The organism is Polaribacter sp. AHE13PA (assembly GCF_019278505.1).
GTDB lineage: Bacteria > Bacteroidota > Bacteroidia > Flavobacteriales > Flavobacteriaceae > Polaribacter.
Genome location: NZ_CP058985.1, coordinates 1316421 through 1342548, shown reverse-complemented (window position 1 = coordinate 1342548; position 26128 = coordinate 1316421). Strand labels below are relative to the sequence as shown.

The 26128-nt window shown below is 29.9% G+C and carries 21 protein-coding genes; 12 read left to right on the top strand and 9 right to left on the bottom strand.

Annotated features, from left to right (window positions below; all coding sequences use genetic code 11):
- Positions 1-148: 148 nt before the first annotated feature.
- The 3 genes from H0I28_RS05810 (at position 149) to H0I28_RS05800 (ending at position 4892) form a co-directional block, all read left to right on the top strand.
- Positions 149-1615, top strand: coding sequence for a carbohydrate porin (locus H0I28_RS05810; protein ID WP_218760930.1), 1467 nt, complete (start codon positions 149-151; stop codon positions 1613-1615).
- Between the two features lie 49 nt (positions 1616-1664).
- Positions 1665-3686 (top strand): glycoside hydrolase family 97 protein, encoded by a 2022-nt coding sequence (locus tag H0I28_RS05805; protein ID WP_218760929.1) that lies wholly within the window; start codon positions 1665-1667, stop codon positions 3684-3686.
- A 135-nt stretch (positions 3687-3821) separates the two neighbouring features.
- Positions 3822-4892, top strand: coding sequence for a LacI family DNA-binding transcriptional regulator (locus H0I28_RS05800; protein ID WP_218760927.1), 1071 nt, complete (start codon positions 3822-3824; stop codon positions 4890-4892).
- Positions 4893-4947: 55 nt separating this feature from the next.
- Here H0I28_RS05800 and ttcA read toward each other — a convergent pair whose 3' ends face one another.
- From ttcA to H0I28_RS05775, 5 genes are all read right to left on the bottom strand, one after another.
- The gene (ttcA, locus tag H0I28_RS05795; protein WP_218760925.1) at positions 4948-5745 is read right to left on the bottom strand and encodes a tRNA 2-thiocytidine(32) synthetase TtcA; all 798 of its coding nucleotides are present in this window, start codon (positions 5743-5745) and stop codon (positions 4948-4950) included.
- Positions 5746-5966: 221 nt separating this feature from the next.
- Positions 5967-6383 carry an energy transducer TonB gene (locus tag H0I28_RS05790; RefSeq protein WP_218760923.1) on the bottom strand — a complete coding sequence of 139 codons (417 nt, stop codon included), beginning with the start codon at positions 6381-6383 and terminating at the stop codon, positions 5967-5969.
- Positions 6355-7377: a serine hydrolase gene (locus H0I28_RS05785; protein ID WP_218760921.1), complete on the bottom strand. Its 1023-nt coding sequence runs from the start codon at positions 7375-7377 to the stop codon at positions 6355-6357. The genes H0I28_RS05790 and H0I28_RS05785 overlap by 29 nt, the downstream gene beginning before the upstream one ends.
- 171 nt (positions 7378-7548) lie before the next feature.
- Positions 7549-8274, bottom strand: coding sequence for a hypothetical protein (locus tag H0I28_RS05780; RefSeq protein ID WP_218760919.1), 726 nt, complete (start codon positions 8272-8274; stop codon positions 7549-7551).
- A gap of 483 nt (positions 8275-8757) precedes the next feature.
- Positions 8758-10356, bottom strand: coding sequence for a T9SS type A sorting domain-containing protein (locus H0I28_RS05775; protein ID WP_218760918.1), 1599 nt, complete (start codon positions 10354-10356; stop codon positions 8758-8760).
- 780 nt (positions 10357-11136) lie between these two features.
- On the opposite strand from H0I28_RS05775, the gene H0I28_RS05770 reads away from it, so the two are divergent.
- Positions 11137-13449 (top strand): T9SS type A sorting domain-containing protein, encoded by a 2313-nt coding sequence (locus H0I28_RS05770; RefSeq protein WP_218760916.1) that lies wholly within the window; start codon positions 11137-11139, stop codon positions 13447-13449.
- A 339-nt stretch (positions 13450-13788) separates the two neighbouring features.
- Here H0I28_RS05770 and H0I28_RS05765 read toward each other — a convergent pair whose 3' ends face one another.
- Positions 13789-14898, bottom strand: coding sequence for an MBL fold metallo-hydrolase (locus tag H0I28_RS05765; RefSeq protein ID WP_218760914.1), 1110 nt, complete (start codon positions 14896-14898; stop codon positions 13789-13791).
- A 557-nt stretch (positions 14899-15455) separates the two neighbouring features.
- On the opposite strand from H0I28_RS05765, the gene hisG reads away from it, so the two are divergent.
- From hisG to hisIE, 8 genes are all read left to right on the top strand, one after another.
- Positions 15456-16313: an ATP phosphoribosyltransferase gene (hisG, locus tag H0I28_RS05760; protein WP_218760912.1), complete on the top strand. Its 858-nt coding sequence runs from the start codon at positions 15456-15458 to the stop codon at positions 16311-16313.
- Positions 16314-16424: 111 nt separating this feature from the next.
- Positions 16425-17705 carry a histidinol dehydrogenase gene (hisD, locus tag H0I28_RS05755; RefSeq protein ID WP_218760910.1) on the top strand — a complete coding sequence of 427 codons (1281 nt, stop codon included), beginning with the start codon at positions 16425-16427 and terminating at the stop codon, positions 17703-17705.
- Between the two features lie 38 nt (positions 17706-17743).
- The gene (gene hisC, locus H0I28_RS05750; RefSeq protein ID WP_218730599.1) at positions 17744-18802 is read left to right on the top strand and encodes a histidinol-phosphate transaminase; all 1059 of its coding nucleotides are present in this window, start codon (positions 17744-17746) and stop codon (positions 18800-18802) included.
- 178 nt (positions 18803-18980) lie between these two features.
- Positions 18981-20120: a bifunctional histidinol-phosphatase/imidazoleglycerol-phosphate dehydratase HisB gene (gene hisB, locus H0I28_RS05745; protein WP_218730598.1), complete on the top strand. Its 1140-nt coding sequence runs from the start codon at positions 18981-18983 to the stop codon at positions 20118-20120.
- Positions 20120-20701, top strand: a complete 582-nt coding sequence (gene hisH / locus H0I28_RS05740) for an imidazole glycerol phosphate synthase subunit HisH (RefSeq protein ID WP_218730597.1) — start codon at positions 20120-20122, stop codon at positions 20699-20701. The genes hisB and hisH overlap by 1 nt, the downstream gene beginning before the upstream one ends.
- 162 nt (positions 20702-20863) lie before the next feature.
- Positions 20864-21601 carry a 1-(5-phosphoribosyl)-5-[(5-phosphoribosylamino)methylideneamino]imidazole-4-carboxamide isomerase gene (hisA, locus tag H0I28_RS05735; RefSeq protein ID WP_218730596.1) on the top strand — a complete coding sequence of 246 codons (738 nt, stop codon included), beginning with the start codon at positions 20864-20866 and terminating at the stop codon, positions 21599-21601.
- A gap of 85 nt (positions 21602-21686) precedes the next feature.
- Complete coding sequence (gene hisF / locus H0I28_RS05730; protein WP_218730595.1) at positions 21687-22442, top strand: imidazole glycerol phosphate synthase subunit HisF; 756 nt, start codon at positions 21687-21689, stop codon at positions 22440-22442.
- Positions 22443-22652: 210 nt separating this feature from the next.
- Entirely contained in the window at positions 22653-23252 is a 600-nt protein-coding gene (gene hisIE, locus H0I28_RS05725) for a bifunctional phosphoribosyl-AMP cyclohydrolase/phosphoribosyl-ATP diphosphatase HisIE (protein WP_218761610.1), read from the top strand.
- An 80-nt stretch (positions 23253-23332) separates the two neighbouring features.
- Here hisIE and H0I28_RS05720 read toward each other — a convergent pair whose 3' ends face one another.
- The 3 genes from H0I28_RS05720 to H0I28_RS05710 form a co-directional block, all read right to left on the bottom strand.
- Positions 23333-24283, bottom strand: a complete 951-nt coding sequence (locus tag H0I28_RS05720; protein WP_218760909.1) for a DUF5694 domain-containing protein — start codon at positions 24281-24283, stop codon at positions 23333-23335.
- A gap of 93 nt (positions 24284-24376) precedes the next feature.
- Positions 24377-25174, bottom strand: coding sequence for a LytTR family DNA-binding domain-containing protein (locus H0I28_RS05715; protein WP_218760908.1), 798 nt, complete (start codon positions 25172-25174; stop codon positions 24377-24379).
- 284 nt (positions 25175-25458) lie between these two features.
- On the bottom strand, positions 25459-25953 hold the full coding sequence (locus tag H0I28_RS05710) for a hypothetical protein (protein ID WP_218760907.1): 495 nt from the start codon (positions 25951-25953) through the stop codon (positions 25459-25461).
- Positions 25954-26128 lie beyond the last annotated feature (175 nt).

The following is a 26128-nucleotide window of genomic DNA, read 5'->3' as shown; positions in this document are numbered from 1 at the left end:
GGATTAAGAGGTGTTTTAAATGGTTTGTATTTTAATTTAATATTGTTATGGAAATAATTTAGGAGTTATTTTTTTAGAAATAATTTATTCTAAACATTGAAAATCATACAATTATATGTGTGTTTGCGAAAACAATTAACTAGCAGCAATGAAAAATTATAATTTAAATATCTTTAAAAAGAATAAAGTTCTATTATTTAATATAGATTTATTATGTGTTGAGCAGTTTAATGGATCTGTTTGGCGTATAGGTGAAAGAGGTTTGTTATCTTTTTTTGTGTTATTTATGTTTTCGACAACATTTAATGTAAAAGCACAAACAATTTTTGAAAAAGTAAATCATACGTTTAAAACTTCTGGTTATTTAAGGACAGGTGTTGGGCAAAGTGAAGGCGGAGAAACGCAAGCTCATTTTCAAATGCCAGGTGCTCAAAATAAATATAGTTTGGGAAATCAAGCGGATACTTATGGTGAATTAGAATTTGACTATTCTTATTATTTTGATAAAGAGAAATCAAAATCTCTAGATGTTATTTGGATGAGTTCTATTTATGAAGATTTTGGAACGGATACTCAAATGAGTTTTAATAAAACGGAACAATTATATGTGCGTGCAAATAATTTTTTAGGAAACGGAGAGGTTATTTGGGCAGGTAAACGATTTTATGATCGTAGAGCGGAACATATGTTAGACAGACAATGGGTAAATCCTGGACAAAGAGGTTGGGGGGTTGGTATGGAGAAACTGATTCAGAAAGGAACTGATGAAGATATTAAATTTGGTATTTGGGCTTTTCAAGAGAGAGGAAAGGATATTTCTTTTATAAATGGTGCAAAAGATCACTTAAGAGCATACACGGCAGATGTGCGTTATGTGCATTTACCGATTAGTGAAACGCTTAAAATGAATGTCTCTTTAAATTATAGTTATCGGGCAGAAAATGAAATCATGGAATATGATGCGAAACACGGTTTTGCGGTTATTTCTTGGTTAGATTATGAGAAGAAGTACATCACCAATACAACAGCTCTTATATTTAGACAAGGTGCTTCTATTCCAATACATCACTGGTCTGGAATGTCAGAAAAAGAAAATCCAGGAAATGATAACATTGTTTTAAATGATATTGCAAGTTCTTACTTCTTGGAAATCAACAATAATTTTTTATATGATGATAAAGAAACTTTTGCTGTAAATGGTATTCTGTCTGCTGTAATGAGAGATTACGGAACAAAGCCTTATGAATACAATAGTGCAAACCCTACTAACAGAACTTATTTGCAAGGGAGAGACAAAATGCTGTATTGGTTAACTGCAGGAGCAAGAGGAATGTATTATTTGAGTGATCATTTTAAATTACACTTAGAGTTGACGCACGAATATATTAATAACGAACAATTAAATGTTTCTGGTAATCTTGATAAAATAACGTTTACTCCAGAACTTTCCTTAGAAAAAGGTTTTTACGCGCGCCCAGTATTGCGTCCGTTTGTTACCTACGCTTTTTGGAGCGATGATTTAAAAGGACTGATTGGTAATACGCCTAATGGAGCTCCTTTTGGTAATAATACTTCCGGATTTACCTATGGATTACAATTTGAAATCTGGTGGTAAATCAATTTAAAAAATAGAATAAACAACAATTAACTTAAAATTTATAATCATGAAAAATACATTTTCAATAATGGCAGCAGCATTATTAATTCTTTTTGGAGCGACAACAATGTCTGCAGCGGATAAAAAAATAATCGTAAAATCTCCTGATGGTAAAACACAGGCAGAAGTAACTGTAGGTAAATCTATATATTACACTATTTCACAAGACGGAGTGCAAGTATTAGAGCCTTCTAAACTTTCTATGACCTTGTCTGATGGAACTATCTGGGGACTAGGCTCTAAAATAAAGAACATTAAAACAGCGAAAGTAAATACGATAATCAATGCTCATTTTTACAAATCTAAAACGGTAAAAGATGAGTATAATACTGTAAAGGTAACATTTAATGATTATTGGAGCTTAGAGTTTAGAGCTTATAATGATGGCGTTGCGTATCGTTTTGCTTCAACAAAAAAAGGAAATTATGAAGTAGTGAGTGAGCAAGCACAATACAAGTTTGCGCACGATGTAGAAACTACAGTACCGTATGTGTATTCTCCAGGAACTATGGAGCATCAACTTTTTCAATCTTTCGAAAATCAATACACACGTTCTAAAATTTCTGATTTAGATAAAAATAGGTTAATGTTTTTGCCTTTAAGCATCGAGTCTAAAAACCAAAAACGTATTACCATTACAGAAAGTGATTTAAGAAATTATCCAGGAATGTATTTAACCACAAGTATTGGTAAAAATACAATGAATGCTTTTTTTGCTCCTTTAAGAGATGAGGTAGAAGAACATACTGGGTACAATAATTTACAGGTGATTGTAAAGAGTAGATATCCTTTTATAGCCAAAGTAAATGGACCGCGTAGTTTTCCTTGGAGAGCGGCAATTGTAACAAGAAATGATGTGGAGTTGGCAAATACAACCATGTCTTACAAATTAGCTGCTAAAAATGTTATTGGAGATACAAGTTGGATTAAACCAGGAAAAGTTGCTTGGGATTGGTGGAATAACTGGAATTTAGAGGGGGTTGATTTTAAAGCAGGTATTGATAATAGAACGTATAAATATTATATTGATTTTGCTTCAAAAAATGGCATTGAATATGTAATTTTAGATGAAGGTTGGTCTGTTAATAAGGTATATGATTTAATGCAGGTTGTTCCTGAAATTGATATCAAAGAACTGGTTGAGTATGCAAAAGAACGCAATGTAGATATTATTCTGTGGGCGGGTTATTATGCTTTTGACAAAGATATGGAAGAGGTTTGTAAGCATTATAGTGAAATGGGCGTGAAAGGTTTTAAGGTCGATTTTATGAATGGCGATGATCAAGAATTGGTATATTTTAATGAGCGTTCTGCACAAATGTGTGCAAAATATAAATTAATTGTAGATCTTCATGGAACTTATAAACCGGCAGGTTTACAGCGTACATATCCAAATATTTTAAATTTTGAAGGTGTGCATGGTTTAGAGCAAATGAAATGGCAGCCGAAAGAATGTGATCAAGTTACGTATGATGTTACGTTTCCGTTTATTAGAATGATTTCTGGACCTGTAGATTATACGCAAGGTGCTATGAATAATGCGGTAAAGGCTTTAAATACTATTACCAATGAAGTAGAAACCCAATATGCTCCCAACTTCTCAAAACCGATGAGTCAAGGTACTCGTACGCATCAATTTGCGGAATATGTAATTTTCTTTTCTCCTTTAAATATGCTTTGTGATACCCCTACTAATTATGAGAAGAATCCGGTTAGTACAGAATTTATTGCTTCTATTCCTACTACTTGGGATGAAACCATTACTGTAGATGGAAAAATAGGGGAGTACATTATTACAGCTCGTAGAAAAGGAGATGACTGGTATATTGGTGGTTTAAATAACTGGGATGCTCGTGAAATTACCATCAATGTAAAAGAGATTACAGGGAAATCTGGAAGTGCTACTGTGTTTAAAGATGGGCCGAATGCAGATATGAATGGGGTTGATTTTGTGAAAAAAACAGAAAACATAAAAGATACGTTTACAGTACGTATGGCTCCAGGTGGAGGTTTTGTAGTGAAGATATAATAAGTTTTAATTTTTTTAATCCCACGATAGTTGTAAAATCTATACTTGTTGTAATTCCATACAGGTATAGATTTTTCTATGAATAAGACATTGTAATTTTTAAACAATTATATTTGTTGTAATTAAGGTTTGTTTATGAATAAAAAGGTAACATTTAAGGAAGTTGCAGAATTAGCAGGGGTTTCTACACAGACGGTTTCTAGAGTAACTAATGGAGGGGGAGGAGTAAATGCGAATACCTTAAAAAAAGTTCAGGAGGCAATTGATCAATTAGGGTATGTGCCAAATAAAGGAGCTCAGCTTTTAGTACGTAAAAAAGCAAAGGTTTTTGGTGTCATAACATTAGAGATGACCATGGAAGGTGCTTCTAGTATTGTCAATGGAATTCGCTTAGAAAGTGAAAAAGCAGGGTATGCTATATCTATTGCTGTTTCAAATTCTGAAGAGGAAAACTTAGAAAATGCGATACGGGAGTTAAAGTCACAGCAAGTAGATGTTGTGTTTATAAATTTACCCGTACAAAAAGAGTTGGCAGAAAATTTAGTAGCAAAACATAAGCATTTACCTTTTTTATTTATTGATGTTTCTCCTGAAGCAAATGTGAGTCAGGTTGCTGCAGACCATTATAAAGGAGCTGTGTTAATTGCCGAGTTAATGTTGAAGCATGGTAGAAAAAGGTTTGCGCTTTTAAATGGACCTGCACATTCGCACGCTGCAAATTTGAGAAAACAAGCTTGGTTAGATGTTTTAAAACCCTCTGATGCCGAAATTGTAACGGTAGAAACAGGAGATTGGAGTGCTAAAAGTGGGTATTATGAAACCACAAAACTACTCTTGCAACCACAAAATATAGATACTTTATTAGTAGGGAATGATCAAATGGCACTGGGAGCTTTAAGAGCTTGTGCAGAGCAAAAATATGCCGTACCAGATCAAATTGCGGTAACGGGTTTTGATGATACTGTAAATAGTGCATATTACAATCCGCCATTAACAACCGTTCATCAAAATTTTTTAGAAATAGGGAAACAAGCTGTAAAGCAAATATTAATACAGTTAAAAAATGAAAATAATATTTCTAAAATGGTGATTCCTGTTCAGTTAATCGAGAGACAAAGTACGATGCCTGTAAAAGAAAATTTAAATTCTGTAAAAGAAATTAAAGATTTACTTCAAAAAATACAAACACTTTTACCGAATAGTTAAGTTTATATGGCTTTTTGTTTTAAAATCTTATTCATTTAAAATAATTCTAACTTCTCTAAATGGTAGCTATAGGTTCTGATATTTTAGATTCTAGATTATCAAAATCATATAAATTTTTATCTAATAAATGAGAAGGAAATACGTTTTGTAAAGCGTTCATCATAATGGCATTTCTATTCGGGAACTCGGTTTCCCAATCGGTAATCATTTGTTTTACCTTTTTACGTTGTAAGTTTTCTTGAGAACCACATAAGTTACATGGTATAATAGGGAAGTCCATAAAATTGGCATACGTTTCAATATCACTTTCATTACAGAAAGCCAAAGGTCTTAAAACAATAATATCACCAGCATCATTTTTAAATTTTGGTGGCATTGTTTCTATTTTCCCTGCAAAGAATAAGTTTAAGAAAAAGGTTTCTATAATGTCGTTTTTATGATGTCCTAAAGCCAATTTATTACAACCTAAATCTTTGGCTGCTTCATATAAAGTTCCTCTACGCAGACGTGAACATAAGCTACAGGTTGTTTTACCTTCAGGCGTTTTGTCCATCACAATCTTATAGGTGTTTTTCTCTATAATTTTATAATCAACTTTTAAGTTGCTTAAATAAGTAGGTAATACTTCTACCGGAAAACCAGGTTGTTTTTGATCTAAATTTACAGCTACAAGATCAAAAGAAATAGGCGCTACTTTTTGGAAATACAATAACATGTTTAACATTGCGTAACTGTCTTTTCCGCCAGAGAGACAAACCATAATTTTATCTCCTTCGGCTATCATTGTAAATTGCTGAATAGCTTCTGCAACGCCACGCTGTAATTTCTTTGTTACTTGTTTTAGATTTTCCATGGGCGCAAAAATAGTACTAAAATCATTGCTATTCAATGAGTTTTTTGCGTTTCATTCAATTTCATTCAGTTTTATAGCTGTTATTATTAAATAAATAATAATTATATAAAAAATAAAAGCTCATAATACTAATTGATAGCATTATGAGCCTAGAGTAATAGTGTGTAAATTTAATGAAGAAAAGAGTTGTTTTTAGCTCGGTTCTTTGTTTGGGTTAGTTTTTATCCAAAATTAATAGGTATCGTTCTCTTTACTTTTACTGGGTTTCCATCTTGTTTTGCTGGTTTCCAAATTGGCATAAAATTGAACATATTATTAACTTCATTTTTTAAACTTGGATTCGTGTCTTTGAGTATTTTTACATTAGAAGTTTTTCCATTTGATTCAATTGTGAATTTAAAAATTAACTTTCCTCTTGTGTTAGAGCTGTTAGAAGTCAGATGTTTTTTAATAAAACTCTTAAAAGCTATTTTGCCACCAGGAAATTCCGGCTGAATTTCAAAATTATAGTATTCTATTTCTTTTCCACTTTTGTCAAAACACTTTCCGCTTTTAAGTTTACCTTTTTTAAATAATTCTTTTCTCTTTAATTCCCCGTTTTTCCAATAGCTAACTACTTGACCCAACTTGTGTTCCATTATGTTCAATGACTTTTCCAAATTTAGGACTTTTCCAATTATCCCATCCGAAAGTATATTCCATTTCCTTACTGTTATTAGTCAACTGAATCATTAGTTTTGTTGTCGAAGGATTTAAAAACTTATAATTTAAGACACCTTTTCCAAATTTTAGAAGGTCTTCTGCTGTTGACTGTATTCCTCCACCAGAATATGTGTAACTCAAATCATTTTTTGGACTTCTGTAAAAATGATTTCCGAGTTTTATGTAAACATTTGTTTTAGTCTGTTCTAAATTAGTGTTAGTCATATTTGCTGGTTTCCAAATATTTTCGTGCATATAAGTTTGATATGATTTTCCTGAAACTTTCTCTAAAATTGCACCAAGTAGTGTGTAACCAAATGATGAATATAAAAATTCAGTATCTGGTTTAAAAACTAGTTCTCTATTCTCAAATTTTTCAAGAGCTTTTTCGCAATTGTCATAGTGAGTAAAGTTGAAAATTCCTAAATCAGATTTGTAATGAGGAATTCCAGATGTATGATTTAATAATTGACGAATTGTAATTTCTCCTTTTTTCTTTTTTGGAAATTCAGGTAAATAGTTTTGGATTGGTAAATCTAAATTTATTTTTCCTTTTTCGTAAAGTTGAAGAATAGCAATAGCTGTCATTGGTTTGCTCACAGATGCAATTCTGAACTGACTATTTTTAGACGGTTTTTCTTGATTTCCTTTATTTAAAAATCCTGCTGTAGATAACCAATTTCCACATTTTTCTGAATAAACAGCTGTTGAAGTTGCTAAAAACTCATTTTTATTTATTCCGGAATTAATAATACTATCAGCTTTGAAGCTAAAACTATTTAAGTTGTCGCAATTCAGATGATTTTGACTTTCTGATAGTGAAATTGGCTTGTCTGAAAATGGAATTAAACTATAAGGCTCAAAAGCCCAATAGAACAAATAGGAAAGTAGAATTATAATTATTCCTAAAACTATTTTTCGTTTGTTCATTGTATTCGGAATGGTTTTTTCAGCTTGTGTCTAACGTTGTTGTGTTATGGTTAGTTGCGTGGTTAAGCAACTAATTTAGCAAACTTTTACGAACCCGTGAAAATTCCGCAGGAATTTTCGCAAGTAGGCTAGAACAAAGCAATTAATTATACACGGTGTTAGCTACAGTTTTTAATCAGTCCAATTTTCAATCGTTCCATCTTCGTTGAACCAAATTTCGATATATACTTTTTCGTAAATCGGCTCTCCTTTCCGTTTCAGAATGTCAAATTGTAATTTAGAAAGCGCTTTTTTAATAGATTTTAAGCAATAATTATATTCTTTTTTCGTGTCCCAATAATATTCAATTTCATCTGCAGTTTGATAATCAGTCATTATTACATCAGTTACTTTTCCGTTTCTTCCAATTTCGACCGTATATCTTTCTCCACAGTCGAATTTATCCAGTTTAGCCCATTTGTAATCTTTAATTGAGTTGAATAGAATATCGCTTATTGAATCTCTTTTCAATCTATTGATTCCGTTTTTTAAATCGATATAATTCTTTTCGTTACTGATTTGGGTTATTATTCCGTTCTCAACTTTTATAGCTGTTTCATAAATAAAAGTTCTTTCAAACACTCCATCCCAACGAATTTCTTTATTGTCATTTCTTTTTGTCGGAAAAGAGATATTTCCGCTATACCAATCGACAAATACTTTTCCATTTTTAATCTTATCTCCAAATACTTTTTCGATGTAATTTTTTGGAATTTCTTCTTTGTATTCGAGGGAATGGCAATCTAGTATTGCATTCACAAACAAACTGTCATTTTCAATCTTGTAAATTGCTTGATAACCTCTCCAGCAATTCAAAGATGTTCCTTCTATTCCGGTGATTGAGTTTCGGAAACTCATATCAAACAATCTGCCTTTGTCGTCCTTTATTGTTTGTAGATATTTTTCAACTAGTAAATTGTAGGTAGCGATTGTGTCATTTTTATAGATAAGGTAGTCAGGAACTTGCGGACTTGAAGCAAATATATTTGATAAATAAATGCAAAAAAGTAATGTTATTAAAATTCTATTCATTTTTTCAGGTGTGCGCGTAAATTGTAGCTAACTTATTATAAGGTAATAATACCTTGCTATATCCCAAAGAAAACAACCAAATCTAATTATTCTTTCAGGAATTATTAATACATAAAGATTTAGAAAACGTCTAGCAATTTTATTTTTTCATCAATCTGTTTCAAATTTAGAGTATTCAAATCATATAAATGAGATATTTACAATCAACTTAACAACTATTGTCAACTTTTTAATGTTGATAAGTCTTTCAATGTGAAAAGGATACGTTGCGTTGTTTAAGGGGTGAATTACACTGGGTGTTTACAAAAGTTATTTTTTTAATAGTTTTCTGTTCGTAATACTATGATTCTTATTAATAATTTTAATAATGTAGGATCCTGATTTTATGTTGCCCAGGTGTATTTTGTTATTTGTGAAATTATTTTCTTTAAAAATTAGCTTTCCATTTAAATCATAGACTTTAATTTGAGAAATATCATCTGGTCTATTAAAGTAAATAAAATCTGATGTAGGATTTGGAAAGACTTGCAATTCTTGATTATTTTTAAATGTATTTATACTAAGGCTATTAGTATTAAATTTCCATAGTTGATAATCTTTAGAATAGTACAAACCGTTTTTATAGATGATTTTTTGCCCAATGCCATGAAATAGGTTGTCTAATTCTTCAACAGGACTTAAAGTTGTAGAACTTTTATCTAAAATCCACCCTTTTTTACTTGTAGAATTTTTAGGTGAGCTAACAAAATAAAGATTGCCATTTATATTATCTAAAGATAATGCTGAATGAGAAGGTTTAAAGATAATTGGTTCTTGTGATGCTTGGTCTATTTCAATGATTTCTGTAACTAAATTAGTATTACTGTCTAAATAGAATAGTGAAGTACCGTTATTAGTATTCACAGAAGAAAAAATTAAATTATCGCCAGATGTATTTAAATATGAAGGGTAAAAATATTGGCTATTGGTTACTGTGTAAATTTCTGAAGTGCCATTAAATGTGCCATCAGATTTATAAATAGATAATTTATTCAAATTTTTAGAAAAAAAGGAAAAAAACATTTTGCCATTTAACTCAATTACATCACCAAAACTCACTATATCATTCTGAGCATTCCATACACTTGTAATATTGTTCGTTCCATTAATAGTACCATCTGTTTCATATAAAGAATAACGAGTAATAAAATATAATTTGTTGTTGTATTTTATATACTGACTAAAATTAGAAGTACTGCCTGTAGATCCATTACCATCTAATTCTTCAGTAAGTTCATAAGTTCCTGAATCAGTTCCGTCGCTCCTCCATACTCTAGAGTTATTAGTTGATGGTACTTGGATGGTGTAAATGAAAATGTTATTTACACTACCTTGAAATGTAGGCACACCCCATATGGCGATATTATCTTTTACTAATACTGTTCCTAAATCAGTCCCGTCAGATTTCCAAATTTGTAAAGTAGTATCATCAGTTTTTATTGTTATATAAATTAGACTTCCAACAGTTGTTAATCCAAATAATTTCCCAGTGTATTTTGTTACTAGAGAAGAACCTATTGTTTCTCCACTTGTTTTCCAAATTTCTCCACCTGAATAGCTGTAGTCATCATTTGCAACAAAGTACAATTCATTATTAAGTGTTGTTGAGTTTAAATTGGTTAATCCGTCAGTTTCACCAGGTTTAATATCTATTACTAAATTGGTCTTTGAAGATGTGCCATTACTTGACCATAACTCTCTGCCAGAACCATCATTTACAGCTGAAAAAAAAATCTTTCCATTAAATTCCTGTAATCCTATAGGATGCGAATTTTGAAGATTATTGTAAGTGAAATTAGAAACCTGTATTTGAGCATTTATGTTACAGCAAATTAATAATGAGACTAAAAAAAGTAAAGGTTTTTTCATATGGTTGCTTTTAATTTTTATTTAGGTAATTACACACGGTGTTCTACGCTGTTTTTTATTCCGCTTAATTTTTCTTTCAGCTTTCAATTTTACAAACTAGTTAAATTTCGGAAGCGTAAATTTAGTTTCTTAGTGCATTTTTATGCAACATTTATAAATTTCGTTTGAGTAATAATTCCGCAAGATTAAATACGGCATTTTGTTCCGACTCAGAGTATTTTATTCAATCGTTTTAATTTATTTCTTTTATTAATTTGCTAAATTTTAATTTTCCATTTTTTTGGTTTTTCTTCCATTTGTCAGATACAAATACACTATATATTGTTAATGCAACTCCAAAAGTTAGAGCGCTATATTGTTAAATTTTGTGTTCGTTCAAAATTGTTAAACCAAGAGTTGTAAACATCAATCCTATTACCATAAAGGTCGTTACAATATTTTTTTTCATTTCTTGTATGTTATTGTTCAGGGTATTAGTAGATTAAAATATTAATATGTTACAATTTAGATTTTTTTTAATTGCGTAGAACGTTTGTGTGTATGGTTTGTTGCGTGGTTTAAGCAGTAAAGTTAGTAAATAGAACACAGATTTTAGAAAATCCGTAGGATTTTCCCAAATAAGCTAAAACCAGCAATAAATTATACACGGTGTTATCTTTTAGTGCATTTTTGTTTAGAATTAATTGTTTAAAACGAGTATTAATTCCCGTTTTTTGAATTAAAGAAAGAGGTTGAAATATTTTAGTCTTGATAAAATTTATTTATTTTTACAATAAAAATATGAAAAATACTTTTACTTTTTTACTCGTTTTTATTATCTATATTGGTTATTCCCAATGTCCTTCAAACAGTTTAAATTTTTATACTCAATCTGACATAGATTCATTTAAAGTTAATTTTCCTAACTGTACAGATGTAGGCGTAAATATAAGTATTAATAATTATTCAAATGAAATCCAAAATTTAGATGGATTATCAAATATTACTTCAATTAAGGGCGATTTTTCAATTGCAGGACTTAATCAATCAATAAATATTAATGGATTAGAAAGTCTGACTTCAATTGATGGAGTTTTTACCATTTCAAATAATTCTATTGACAATTTAAAGAGTTTAAAAAATCTGACTTCAATTAGTGGTAATTTTAAATTAAATAATAATAATGATTTAACTGGCCTAAATGATTTTGAAGCACTAAAAAATATTAACGGAAATTTAGAATTCTCTAATAATAGTGCTCAAACAATTGCAGGATTTAAAGAATTAACCTCTATTGGAGGTACTTTGATTTTCGAACAAAATACAAGTTTACATATTAATGGCTTTAAAAAGCTAATATCTATTAGCAATGGAATTTTATTAGAACGTAATAATGCACTTATAGACATTAATGGATTTAATCTTCTAGAATCTATTAATGGTGATTTTTTAATAGAAAGTAATGAGAGTGATATTCTATTTAGTGGGTTTGAAAAACTGAATATAATTAATGGAAATTTAACCTTTAGATTTAGTAATGATTTCACATCTTTAGATGCTTTTGATACTTTACAAATAGTTACTGGTGATGTTAAATTTTGGTATAATTACACTAACATTATTGAAGGGTTTGAAGAGTTAGTTAATATAGGAGGTGATTTAGAATTTAGGTATAATAGAACAGAGACTATATCTGGTTTTAATAAACTTAAAACTATAGCTGATATTTTGAATTTTTATGAAAATTATAGCTTAATTACTATAAATGGTTTTAACGACCTTGAAACTATTGGAGGCTCCTTTTTTTCTGTGTTACGAAATGATGAATTAACTACAGTTGTCGGTTTTGATAATTTAATAAGTATTGAAGGCGATTTAGGATTCAGTTCTAATCCTAAATTAGCGACCTTAAGTGAATTTCCAAGTTTAGAAAATATTAAAGGAAGCTTTACTATATGGCAAAGTTCATTAAAGTCAATTAACGGTTTTAATTCTTTAACCGGATCTGTAAGCAATATTACAATTCAACATAGTAATCAGTTGGAAACTATTGAAGGTTTTAATCAAATTGAAGAATTAACAGGAGGACTTGGAATTGAAAATAACAATTCACTAACAAAAATTACAGGATTTAACAAACTAAAACAGATAGATGATGGTTTATCTATAGAAAGTAATCCTAATTTAGATGAAATAAGTGGGTTCAACTTATTAGAAACTATTGAATCTAATGTTCGTTTTAGTAAAAACTCAATTAGTGATTTCAGTGGATTTAATAATTTAAAAACTATTGGAGGTTATTTAAGTTTTAATGAAAATGGTGGAATAGTAGAATTAAACAATTTTAATGAACTTGAATCAATCGGTTCAGATTTAAATATGTATAAGTTTAGTGTGTCTAATTTAAGTGGATTTAATAAGTTGTTGAATTTTAATTCTTTAAATATAAACACCAGCAGTATAACTAATTTTAATGGATTCAATAATTTAGAACAAATTAAAGGGAACTTTAAAATTTATGATACTAATATTGGTAGTTTTGAGAGCTTTAAAAAATTATCTTCTATAGCTTTCAATTTGAGTTTTACCTTTAATAATACCTTAAAAGAATTAAAAGGATTTGATTTATTAACATCAGTTGGATTAGATATAGATATAAACTTTAATAATGGCTTAACTAACATTAATTCTTTAAATAACATAAATAGTGTTGGACGGATTATTCGAATTTATGGAAATTCAAATTTAAAAGTATGTAATATTAATATTGTTTGTGATTTTTTAGAAAATAATATCAAGAACATTGGTATAGGTAATAACAAAGATGGTTGTAATAATAAAGAAGAAGTTAAAACAAGCTGTGAAACTTTAAGTATTAATGAAAATATAAAAAGAGATATAAATGTTTTTCCTAATCCTACTAAAGACTATATTAATTTAAATTATGGTGATATTATTCCAAAAAAAATAGAGTTATTTGATATGAATGGAAGGGCTGTTTTAACTACAACAAAAATAAACTCTATAGACATAAATAGTTTGAGTAAAGGAACTTATATTCTTAAAATTCTATTTGTTAGAGGTGTTTATGTAAAGAAAATTATTAAAGATTAATTTTTTCTGACTTGTCACAAATGCTTATCAATTTTGAGTTAGATTAAGTTCAGTTTTTTCCTTTTCAGAACTTCAATTCCTTAAACTAGCTCTCGCATTAAAGCCAACTTATTATAAGGTAATATAAACTTACTATATCCCAAATAAAACAACCAAATCTAGTTGTTCTATCAGGAATTATTAATACTTAAAGATTTTGAAAACGTCTAGCAATTTTATTTTTTCATTAATCTGTTTCAAATTTAGAGTATTCAAATCATATAAATGATATATTTACAATCAACTTAACAATTATTGTCAACTTTTAAAGTTGATAACTCTTTCAGTGTAAAAGGATACTTACAAATCTTTCCACCAGTTATTGGTATAAGTCTGTAGAGAATCTTTCACCATAATTTCTTCGCCAATTTTAGGTGTAATTACTTTTAGGTTTAGTTCTTTCGCTTTTATAGTTACACGCTCAATGGGATCTGTCCATTCATGCATAGCCAATTTAAAACCTCCCCAATGAATCGGAATTATTTTTTCTGCTTGCACATCAATTCCTGCTTGGGCAGTTTCTTCTGGCATCATGTGTATATCAGTCCACATTTCGTTGTATTGCCCACATTCCATCAAAGCTAAATCGAAAGGGCCATATTTTTCACCAATTTCTTTAAAGTGATTTGCGTAGCCACTATCACCACTAAAATAAATGTTTTCATTTTTAGACTGAATAACCCAAGAACTCCATAAAGTACTTTGTCCGTTGTTTAATTTTCTACCAGAAAAATGTTGCGCAGGTGTACACACCAAGTTCAAATTATCTAACGGTACATTTTGCCACCAATCTAGTTCTGTTATTTTATCAGAAGGAATGTTCCAAGCTTTTAAATGCGCACCCACACCTAAGGGAACATAAAAATGATTGGTTTTGTCTTTAATCTTTAAAATAGATTCATAATCTAAATGATCGTAATGATCGTGAGAAAAAATGACGGCATCAATTTTTGGTAATTTGGCTATTTCTATCGGAAACTGTTCATTAAAACGATTTGCGCCTAACAGCGGATGAGGAGCAGGCACTTTACCAAACATAGGATCTAGTAAAATTGTTTTCCCGTCTATTTGTAGTAAAAAAGACGAATGCCCAAACCAAATCAATCTAGCTTTTCCTTTGTAATTAGCAATATTTAAAGAATCTATAGTAATGGGTTTTAAATCTTCTTTAGGTCTTGGGTTTGGTACTTTTTTAGTAAAAAATGTATAAGCTATTTTTAAATTCTCGTTAAAACTTAATTCTATAGGCACCGGATTGGTGTTGTTAAACTTACCGTTTTTAAATTGTTGAGATGTTTTGTAGGTTTCTTGTTCCTCTTTAGAAACATCTCCACCAAAACTTGGGTAATAATTTGTGAATAAGAAGTAAGCGATTACTAATATGCCTATGATAGTAAGAGTTGTGATCATTATGTGTTTTAATATCTTTTTAATCATTTTATTTAAATGGATGCATTACAATTTTTATCAAAAATAGTGCTTCTAAAGTATGTATCCGTATTATAAATACTATTAGCGGTAGATTTTTGAGTTCAAAAGATGTTTTTGAAGCGATTGTGCAGTAGCGTCTTGTTTAAAATTGATAGGATTCTAGGTAATGTTTAAATATGAGTTTGTTGATTGGGGAATTTAATTACAGAATGTAATATTTTTATTGAAATCTATTAAAAAACCAAAAACTGAAAGTTGTAAAATCAAACAAAAAATCAAAAAATGATAAATATTATCATAAAAACTAATTTTTAGGTGAATAGTTCGTAATATTAAAAATAAAATTTTGATATTTGCATAGAAATAAACAAGACATGACTTTTATTCAAAACCATCATCATCATTTTTACAATTGCAGTCAAGCGATTTAAAAGTGTATTGAATAAAATCAAGATATTTATAAACCCGTTTGAGCGAATCAAACGGGTTTTTTTAATTTTAAACCGTATTTGCTCAGGCATCAAACAAAAACAAAAATGAGTAATTTAAGAATTGCAGTACAGAAATCAGGAAGATTAAATGAAGATTCAATGAGAATCTTAAAGGATATTGGTATTTCTATAGATAATGGAAAAGATCAATTAAAAGCAGCAGCGAGAGATTTTCCTGTAGAAGTTTTCTATTTAAGAAACGGAGATATTCCTCAGTATTTAAAAGATGGTGTAGTAGATGCTGCCATTATTGGAGAGAATGTTTTAATTGAAAAAGGAGCAGATATTGAGTTTGTAGAACGCTTAGGTTTTTCTAAGTGTAAAGTTTCTATTGCAGTGCCAAAAGAATCTGAGGCGAATTCGTTAAAAGATTTAGACGGAAAAAGAATTGCGACTTCTTATCCAGAAACTGTTAAAAAGTTTTTAGATGAACAAAATATCAAAGCAGATATACACATTATTAACGGTTCTGTAGAAATTGCACCAAATATTGGTTTAGCAGATGGTATTTGTGATATCGTTTCTAGTGGTTCTACTTTATTTAAGAACGGTTTAAAAGAGATTGAAGTTTTATTGAAATCGGAAGCTGTTTTAGCTGTTTCTTCTAAAATATCACCAGAAAGAAGAGCTATCTTAGAGAAAATTCAGTTTAGAATTCAATCCGTTTTAAAAGGACAAAATTCTAAATATGTGTTGTTAAATGCACCGAATGATAAATTAGAAGCTATTTTAAAAGTGTTACCAGGTATGAGAAGTCCTACTGTTTTGCCATTGGCAGAAAAAGGCTGGAGTTCTGTGCACACTGTAATTAGCAAAAATGCATTTTGGGAAATTATAGATGAGTTAAAAGCAAATGGAGCAGAAGGTATTTTAGTATGTCCTATTGAAAAAATGGTGCTTTAAAAATATTTTAGAAAAATCTATTTAAAGCATACTGAACTTGTTTCAGTATCTTAATAAAAGAAATATAGTAAAAGACTCTGAAATAAATTCAGGGTGATTAACAAGTTAATCATGAATACAATTATAAATCCATCAAGAAAAGATTGGTCTCAAATTTTAGAGAGACCCACAAAAACGGTTGATGACATAGAGGGAGTCGTAAACGATGTTTTTGCAGATATTAAAGCAAATGGAGATGCAGCTGTAAAGAAATACACAACAAAGTTTGATGGTGTTTCTATAGAAAATACAATTGTTTCGCTTGATGAGATAAAAGAAGCGATTTCATTAGTTTCTAATGAATTAAAAGATGCAATTATTCTTGCAAAAGAAAATATCACCAAATTTCATACTGCTCAAAAAACAGCAAAAGTTTTTGTAGAAACGGCAAACGGAGTTTCATGTTGGCAAGAAAAAAGACCAATTACTAAAGTTGGTTTGTATATTCCTGGCGGAACAGCACCTTTGTTTTCTACGGTTTTAATGTTGGCAATTCCTGCACAAATTGCAGGTTGTAAAGAAATTGTGTTATGTTCTCCTCCAAATAAGGAAGGAAAAATTCATCCAGCTATTTTGTATGCTGCAAATCTTTGTGGTGTTACAAAAATTATAAAAGTTGGCGGAATTCAGGCAATTGCAGGGTATACATTCGGTACAGAAACGATACCACAAGTTTATAAAATATTTGGTCCAGGAAATCAGTATGTAACGGTTGCAAAACAATTGTCTACAAAACATGGTGTTGCCATAGATATGCCTGCAGGACCAAGTGAATTGTTGGTGGTTGCAGACGATTCTGCAAACGCAAGTTATGTAGCTTCAGATTTATTAAGTCAGGCAGAACACGGTGCTGATAGTCAAGTTATTTTGGTTTCAACATCCAAAGAAATGATTGCAGAGGTTGCCAAAGAAATTGATGTTCAGTTAGCTAAATTATCTAGAGCAGAAATTGCTCAGAAAGCTATCAATAATTCAAAATCTATTTTTGTAGAGAATGATGAAATCGCTTTAGAGTTGATTAATGAATATGGTCCAGAGCACTTTATTGTTTGTACAAATAATAATGATTTTTATATAGATAATATAGAAAATGCAGGTTCTGTTTTTATCGGCAATTATACACCAGAAAGTGCAGGAGATTATGCTTCAGGTACCAATCATACCTTACCAACAAACGGGTTTTCTAAATCTTATTCTGGAGTAAATTTAGATAGTTTTACCAAAAGTATTACGTTTCAACAAATTACAAAAGAAGGTATTAAAACTATAGGGAAATCTATTGAGTTAATGGCAGCGGCAGAAGGTTTAGATGCGCATAAAAATGCAGTTTCTATCCGTTTAAAAGATATATAAATTAAATGTCTCCTCGAGCGCAGTCGAGAGGTTTTATTATGAAAACAAACTTTAACCTAGAGAGCTTAATCAGAGAAAATATAAAATCTCTAAAACCATATTCTTCTGCAAGAGATGAATATAAAGATGCTAATACTACAGAAATGATTTTCTTAGATGCTAATGAGAATCCTTTTGAAAACGGTGTTAATAGATATCCAGACCCACAACAAAATGGTGTAAAAGATTTACTTGCTGAAATTAAAGGAGTCAGTAAAGAAAACATTCTTTTAGGAAATGGAAGTGATGAGGTTTTAGATTTAATTTATAGAGCTTTTTGCGAACCTAATAAAGACAATGTAATCTCATTGCCACCTACATATGGAATGTATGATGTGTTGGCAAACATTAATGCCATAGAAAATAGAACGGTATTGTTAAGTGAAGGTGATTTTCAGCCACAAGTTAGCAAGATTTTGAAAGCTGTAGATGCAAATAGTAAGATTTTGTTTTTGTGTTCACCCAACAATCCAACAGGAAATAGTTTTACAGCAGAATCGGTTAGAGAGTTGCTTACAAAATTTAAAGGATTAGTTGTTATTGATGAAGCGTATATCGATTTTTCTGAACAAAAAAGTTGGTTAGAAAGATTGTCGCAATTTCCTAATTTAATCATTACACAAACTTTATCTAAAGCATTTGGTTTAGCGGGTATTCGTTTAGGAGTTTGTTATGCATCCAAAGAAATTATTAAAATTTTAAACAACATAAAGCCACCTTATAACGTAAATGAACTAACACAGCAAAGAGCTATTTTAAGATTGGAGAAGATTGATGAAGTAGAGAACGAAATTTCTCAACTAATCAGCGAAAGAAAGCGTCTTAAAAAAGAGTTAGAATGTTGTGTGAGTTATATTGAAAAAGTATATCCTTCGGATGGTAATTTTTTATTGCTAAAGGTAGATGACGCTACAAAACGTTATAAACAGTTAATTGAATATGGCGTGGTTATTAGAAACAGAACTACACAACCTTTATGCGAAAACTGTTTGCGAATTAGTGTCGGTATTTGTGAAGAAAATCAAAGATTACTAAGAGCTTTAAAGGCAATACAGTAATCTATTAATACGGAGTGTCATTCCGGAAGAAGTTCATTGAGTAGAAATCTGATAATAATATTTCTCAAGAGTTTATTCTGAGTATAGTGAAAGACTTAAAATAGTTCATTTCGAAATGATAAAATTAAAATAAAACAAATCTACAAGGTTCTAAAAAACCTGCAGGAAAAAATATAAGATGAGTAAAAAAGTATTATTTATAGACAGAGACGGAACTTTAGTACTAGAACCGCCTGTAGATTATCAATTGGATAGTCTAGAAAAGTTAGAGTATTATCCGAAGGTGTTTCGTTATATGGCAAGAATTGCCGAGGAACTAGATTTTGAATTGGTGATGGTAACCAATCAAGATGGATTAGGTACAGACTCTTTTCCGGAAGATACTTTTTGGCCAGCACAAAATAAAGTAATATCAGCATTTGAAAAGGAAGGTGTTGTTTTCTCTGAAGTTTGTATCGATAAAACGTTTCCGCATGAAAATGCAGAAACTCGTAAACCAAGAACAGGTTTGTTAACCAAGTATTTTTCTGAAGAATATGATTTGGCAAATTCTTTTGTTTTAGGAGATAGAATTACAGACATGGAATTGGCTAAGAATTTAGGCGCAAAAGGAATCTTTTTATCTGAAGATCCAGAATTGGGTGTAGATGAAATTGAAACTTCTAAACAAGAAATTTTAGACTGTATCGCTTTAACTTCTACCGATTGGAAAGCTATTTATGAGTTTTTAAAATTAGAAGATAGAGTTTCTGAAATCACTAGAAATACCAACGAAACTAAAATTTACATCAAACTAAATTTAGACGGTTCTGGTAAAAATGATATTTCTACTGGAGTTAAGTTTTTCGACCATATGTTAGATCAAATTGGTCGTCATGGTGCGATGGATTTAACTGTAAAAGTAGACGGAGATTTAGAGGTTGATGAACATCATACCATAGAAGATACCATGATTGCTTTAGGTGAGTTATTCAATAAAGCATTAGGAAATAAACTAGGTATAGAACGTTATGGATTCTGTTTGCCAATGGACGATTGTTTAGCACAAGCAGCTGTAGATTTCGGAGGAAGACCTTGGTTGGTTTGGGAGGCTGATTTTAAACGTGAAATGATTGGAGATATGCCAACAGAAATGTTTTTACACTTGTTTAAATCTTTTACAGACGGAGCAAGATGTAATTTAAATATTAAGGCAGAAGGCGCAAATGAGCATCATAAAATTGAAGGGATTTTTAAAGCTTTTGCAAAAGCGATGAAAATGGCGGTTAAAAGAGATGCAAACAAGATGTTTTTACCATCAACAAAAGGAGTTTTATAATGAAATTAGTAATTATAGATTACGGAGCAGGAAACATAAAAAGTATTCAGTTTGCGTTTAAGAGATTAGGAATTGATGCTGTTTTATCAAATAATATTGATGAAATAAAAGGGGCGGACAAAGTGATTTTTCCTGGAGTTGGAGAGGCAAGTTCTGCCATGAAAATGTTACAAGAAAGCGGATTGGATAAAGTAATTCCTACTTTAAAACAACCTGTTTTAGGTATTTGTTTAGGAATGCAATTGATGTGTAATTCTTCTGAAGAAGGAAATACGAAAGGATTAGGGATATTTAATGTAGCAATAAAGAAGTTTTCGAATGCTGTAAAAGTTCCTCAAATGGGGTGGAACGTGATTTATAATTTGAAATCGGATTTATTTACAGGTGTTAAAGAAAAAGAATTTATGTATTTAGTGCATAGTTTTTACGCAGAAAATTGTGAAGAAGCCATTGCAACTACAGACTATGAATTTGAATATGCATCTGCTTTACAAAAAGATAATTTTTATGGAACTCAGTTTCATCCAGAAAAAAGTGGTTTAGCAGGAGAACAAATATTAAAGAACTTTCTAAATTTATAAATAAAATCGTTTGTCATTCAGAATGTTAATGAAATCAAAATATATTTTGATTGAAATTAAATAACGAAGCTAATTAATAGAGATCTAATAATCTCATTAAAAGATTTCTCAATTGCCTAAAAGGCTCATTTTGAAATGAAAATAATTAATAAAAAGACTATTTTGAGAATAATACCAGCAATAGATATTATAGACGGAAAATGTGTTCGTTTAACAAAAGGAGATTATAACACAAAGAAAATTTATAACGAAAATCCTTTAGAAGTAGCCAAAGAGTTTGAAGCTGCAGGAATCGAATATTTACATGTTGTAGATTTAGATGGAGCAAAAGCAAGTGAAATTATCAACTATAAAGTCTTAGAGCAAATTGCTTCTAAAACCAATTTGAAAATTGATTTTGGTGGTGGTTTAAAATCGGATAAAGATTTAGAAATTGCTTTCAACTCTGGTGCTAATCAAATTACTGGAGGAAGTATTGCTGTAAAAAATGCTGAAATATTTGAAAGTTGGATTGAAAAATATGGTTCAGAAAAAATTATTTTAGGAGCTGATTTTTATCCTGATGCAACAGGAGGAAAGATTGCAACCAATGGTTGGCAAGAAGAAAGTTCTTTAGAATTGATTCCTTTTATTGGAGATTATCAGCAAAAAGGAATTCAGTATATCATTTGTACAGATATTTCTAAAGACGGTATGTTGCAAGGACCAAGTTTTGATATTTATAATCAAATTTTATCTGAAGTAAACAATGTGAAATTAATTGCTTCTGGAGGAATTTCAACTTTTGATGAAATCCCAAAGTTAGCTGAAAGTGGTTGTGAAGGTGTAATTATAGGAAAAGCTATTTATGAAAATAAAATCAGCTTAAAACAGTTGGAGCAATTTATATTAACAAAATAAATGTCATTACGAGGAAGAATGACGAAGTAATCTCCTGATTAATTGACAGATTGCTTCATTACATTCGCAATGACGAATAACGTATATGTTAACAAAAAGAATAATACCTTGTTTAGATATTAAAAACGGAAGAACTGTAAAAGGTGTTAATTTCGTAAATTTAATTGATGCAGGAGATCCTGTGGTTTTAGCAAAGCAATATGCCGATTTAGGTGCAGACGAATTGGTTTTTTTAGATATTTCTGCAACGTTAGAAGGTAGAAAAACCATGATAGAAATGGTGCACCAAGTGGCGGAACAAGTGAATATTCCGTTTACAGTTGGTGGCGGAATTTCTTCTGTAGAAAATGTAAATGAGTTGTTAAAATGGGGAGCGGATAAGGTTTCCATCAATTCATCTGCCGTTAAAAGACCTGAATTGGTTAATGAATTGGCAGAGAAATTCGGAAGTCAGTGTGTTGTTGTTGCAATTGATGCAAAACAAATTGATGGAGAATGGTTTGTGCATTTGGCTGGAGGAACAATTCCTACAGAAATCAAACTTTTTGATTGGGCAAAAGAAGTTGAAAATCGTGGAGCAGGAGAAATTTTATTTACTTCTATGAATCATGATGGCACAAAAGGAGGTTTTGCAAATGAAGCTTTGGCTCATTTATCAGAAATATTAAACATTCCTATTATTGCTTCTGGAGGTGCAGGAACAATTCAGCATTTTGCAGATACGTTTAAAGAAGGGAAAGCAGATGCTGCATTAGCTGCAAGTGTTTTTCATTTTGGCGAAATTCCTATTTTGGAGTTGAAAGAGGAGTTGAAAAAACAAAATATACCAGTTAGACTATAAAATATAAAGAATGTTATTCCTAAGAAAAAGGAATTTCAGAATTGATAATAAACAAAAAGTTCTCGATACAATTTCGATGAAAAATCGAAATCACACGAACTGACAGAAAATAACAGAAATAAAAATGTCATTCCGAATAAAGAATGAGGAGAAATATAAATCTCTAAAAAAGCTCATTTTGAAATGACAATACAGTATAAAAATAATATTATGAATATCGATTTCAATAAAAACAACGACGGATTAGTACCTGCAATCATTCAAGATGCAACGACAAAAAATGTATTGATGTTGGGGTATATGAATGAAGAAGCTTTTGTAAAAACGCAAGAAACTAAATTAGTTACTTTCTTTTCTAGAACTAAAAATAGGCTTTGGACAAAAGGTGAAGAAAGTGGAAATGTATTGAATTTAGTAGATATAAAGCTAGATTGTGATAATGATACTTTATTAGTTTCTGTAAATCCGAATGGTCCAACCTGCCATAAAGGAACAGAAACGTGTTGGGGAGAAGAAAACAAACCAAACTATGGTTTCTTTTCTACGTTAGAGGACGTAATTACAGAAAGAGTAGCTAACAAAGACACTAAAAAATCTTATGTAGCAAGCTTGTTTTCTAAAGGAATTAACAAAGTAGCACAAAAAGTAGGTGAGGAGGCTGTAGAAACTGTAATTGAAGCAATGGATAATAACGACGAGTTATTTTTGTATGAATCAGCAGATTTAATGTTCCATTATTTAATGTTATTACAAGCAAAAGGATTTACTTTAAAAGATATTGAAGAAGAGTTAAAAGGTAGACATAAGTAGTTTGATTTTATTCTAAAATAAATAAAAAACCCTCATGGTATTAATTGTGAGGGTTTTTTATTTTTAAGAGTGAAAAAGGTTTAATAATCTTTCATTAAAATCACCTTAAAATTAGGGTAGTTTTCTTTGAATTCTTTTTCTAAACCAATTACATGTGCTGCACCAATAATAACAACGTTTCTGTTTTTCTTCGATTTTACTACTTGACTAGAAATGTTTTTAGCTATTCTCATATTTCTTTCATCGAAATACTTTCTGCCTTGCTTACAACCTTCTGTATCTTTAACAACATAAGAAAATGACGCCATATCGTGTAATTGTTGAAGTGATTTTCTTTTATTTGTGTGTTTGCCTAAACCTCTAAAAATTGCAGGAAAAATAGCGCTATTATAATTTTTCTTGTATAATTTAGAATTTGCTGCATTGTTACCGTTGCTAACCCCTTCTTTACTGCATTTGCCCCATGCATCATGATATTCTTTATTAGTTTGCTGGTCATCAATATTTATAACTGTTTTATGATTCATGTATAAAGCTAATTTGTAAGTTAAATCTCCATCTTCATGTCTTGTTGGTTTTTTTGCTCCATTTACACCGTATTTTTTTATGTAAGAATACAATTCATAATTTCCATGATCTCTTTTGTAAATGAAACATTTTATCAAATAATCTAAATCAACATTATTCATTTTTGAAAAATCTTTGCTAATAGTTGCATTGAATTGAGAATCGTTATAATTGAATTTTTTTTGTAAAGAATCTGATAATTTATAAAATTTCTGATACCCTTTAGACCAACCATTCTTTAAATATTGCCAAGATATAGAATCACTTGCCATTGGTGCTTCTACGTAGATAGTTTCTGGTTTATATTTTTTTGCAAACTTTAGCATTGGTTTGTAGCTTTTTTTTACAATTTTAAGAACTGTGTGCATTGTTCCTATAATTACAATTTCTTGTTGTTTATTTTGAGCAGATAAAACAAAGAATGATAGTAAAAAAGTTACTGTAAAAGTGAATTTAGTTTTCATGATTTTAATTTTTGTGATTAAATTTCCTGAAACAAAATTAGAAAGTAATCTTTTATAAAATCAATATATAAAGGCCTTTGGGGCGAAATGCAGCTATTCTGTGGTAGAATTCAATACTAACTTTACTTCATTTTGATAGGTTCTAGAAACAGGCACTTCTATGTGGTGAGATAACAGTGTAAAAAGTTTACTATTTTCTGTTTTCCATTGTACAAAGTGATGTGGATTGATTAAAAAAGAGCGATGCGTTCTTAAAAGTTGAGGGAATTCTGCAGTAATAATAGATAGTTTATTTCTAATTAGACTTTTCTTTAAATCATCTTCCAAAATATAAAATACTTCAATATAATTATCAGAGGATTGTATGCAAATAACATCATTTAGATACAAACGTAAACCTTCGTAATTTCCTTGACCTTTTATTTCAATTTTCTGAGCTTCCGTTTTTTTGTTTTTGTATTTTCCAAAAGCAAAACGACCAAAAAGTATAATTGGTAAAATGGTAGCAAATACGGGTAAAATTATTGTTTTAAGTTGGTAGCTTAAATCATGAGGAAAAGGTTCACCAGGTACAATTACATATAAGTAAAACAATCTCGTAGCAATAATTCCAATAAAAATAAATATTAGAAAGAATAATAGTTCTGTTTTAATAAACCAATTTCTATTATTTTTTATGAATAGAAAATGCTGTACCGGTAAAAAAAGAACATAACAAATAGCACCTAATACCCCATAAAGTGGTAAGTAAATTAATTTTTCTGAATCGCTAAAGACATTTACATCAAAAGGTTCTGTAAAGTAAAGAAATACAAAAATCCAAATAGCTAAACTAATTGCAATAATTAAATGGTGTTTTATGGATGGATCGAAAGGGTATTTTTTATTCAATTTTAGCTTTTTTTCAAATATAATAATTTAAAGAGTCTTTTTTTATCTCTATGAAATGATTTTTAATCATTTATTGAGCAAGCTAATTGTCTAAAAGTAAAATAAGTATGTAGCTAATTTATTTTTTTAAGGGATTAATAAAGTAGATAAATAAGCAGTAGCTATTAAAGAAAAGGATACCCATAAATTATTTACTTATAATTTACAGTTTTAATGTTATTACAAACAAAAGGGACTATTTTAAAAGATATTGAAGAAGAATTAAAAGATAGGCTGAAAAAAAATTATGGTATTGATGTAAAGACTAAAGTTTTTCCATAATAAGGATATTCACCTCCTGTAAAAACCATTCTAGTTTCACTAAGTTCCTCTAAACTAAGAATAGTAAGCATATTTCTAAAATTTTCATCAAGACTTTCTCCTTTAGAAATATTGATGAAAATTTTACCTGTACTTTCGTGAAAGCTATAGGTTAAACGACCATCTTGTTCTGTTGGGTTATCATAGTAACAATAAGTGTTACCAAGTGTTACTTGAGCTTCATTTGTATCGTAGAAAAAAGTATACTCATCATCGGTATAACAATCGTTAAATTCGCTGAGTAAATCATTTTCATAGGTTTTGTAAAAACCTTCAATTTTCCATGTTTTAGAACCGTTTCCATGGATTTTTTGTAAATCATTAATAGTATACCTAACATCTATTGCTTTCTCGTCTTTACTGCAGTTATATAAAAATAAAGTAGTAAGAATTAAAAGAAATATATAGATGTTTTTCATAGTAGCAATTTTTGGTTTTCTGAAATATTATTAACCAATTATTGTGCCATTATTTAATGCTTTTGCAAGTAAAAGTACTCACTTTAAAAGATATTGAAGAAGAATTAAAAGGAATACATAAAGAAAAATGTAGTTATTTTACATAATAAAACCTAACAAGTAAAATACTTGTTAG